The 1,288-nt window shown below is 71.8% G+C and carries 1 protein-coding gene; it reads left to right on the plus strand.

Translation table 11 applies throughout. From position 1 onward, the window contains the following. A partial coding sequence (locus tag ACLEQD_RS43660) for a condensation domain-containing protein (RefSeq protein WP_410391830.1) occupies positions 1-1,288 on the plus strand: 1,288 nt, incomplete at both ends.

The raw sequence follows: 1,288 nt of genomic DNA on the forward strand, positions 1-1,288 counted from the left end.
GCGCTGGTGATGGCACGGGAGGACCGTCCCGGCGACAAGCGGCTGGTCGCCTATGCGGTCTGCGAGCCCGAGGCGCGCGACGCGGCGCAGCTGCGCGTGGCGCTGCAGGGGACGCTTCCGCACTACATGCTGCCCTCGCACATCGTGCTGCTGGAGCGCCTGCCGCTCACGCCCAACGGGAAGGTGGACCGCAAGGCGCTGCCGGCGCCCGACATCAGCGGTGAGGAGCGCGTCTACGTCGCGCCGCGCACGCCCACCGAGGAGACCGTGGCCGCCATCTGGTCGGACGTGCTCCAGGTCGCGCGCGTGGGCGCACAGGACAACTTCTTCGAGCTGGGTGGCCACTCGCTGCTGGCGACGCAGGTGGTGGTGCGGCTGCGCGACACCTTCGGCGTCGAGCTGCCGCTGCGCACCCTATTCGAGACGCCGCACCTGGGTGCGCTCGGCGCGGCCCTGGACGCGGCCCGGCGCGAGGGCCAGGGGCTGAACGTGCCACCGCTCGCCGTGCAGCAGCGTCCCGCCCGCCTGCCGTTGTCCTATGCGCAGGAGCGGCTATGGCTGCTGGAGCAGATCGAGTCGCTGGGCGCTGCCTACAACATCACGGGCGCCGTGCGCTTCGTCGGCGCACTGGACGGCCAGGCCTTCGCGCATGCACTGACGGAGATCGTGCGGCGCCACGAGGCGTTACGCACGCGCTTCGCGGCTGACGACGAGACCATTGAGCAGATTGTCGATCCGCCCGGTCGCTTCGAGCTGGAGAGCATCGACCTGTCCGCGTTGCCGGCGGCGGCGCGCAAGGAAGAGGCGCGGCGCGCCATTCACGCGGCGACGGGCAGGCGCTTCGACCTCGCCAAGGGGTCGCTCTTCCATGCCGTGCTGCTGCGGCTGGCGCCGGAGGAGCACATCGTCGTGGTGGTGATGCATCACATCGTCAGCGACGGTTGGTCGCTGGGGGTGCTGATCCGCGAACTGGGCGCGCTGTACGCCGCGTATGCCCAGGGCCGGGAGTCACCGCTGCCGGAGCTGCCGGTGCAGTACGCCGACTACGCCTTGTGGCAGCGCGGCTGGCTGCGGGACGAGGCGCTGGAGAGGCAGGTCACCTACTGGAAGCAGCGGCTCGCGGGCGCACCGGTCGCGCTGGAGCTGCCGCTGGACCATCCGCGCCCGCCCGTGCAGAGCTTCCGGGGAGCGAGCGTGTCCTTCGCCCTGCCCAGGGCGCTGACCGGGCAACTCCAGACGCTGGCGCGCGCGCAGGACGCCACGCTGTTCATGGTGCTGCTGGCCGGCT

The organism is Corallococcus sp. 4LFB (genome assembly GCF_046520365.1).
Lineage (GTDB): Bacteria > Myxococcota > Myxococcia > Myxococcales > Myxococcaceae > Corallococcus > Corallococcus caeni.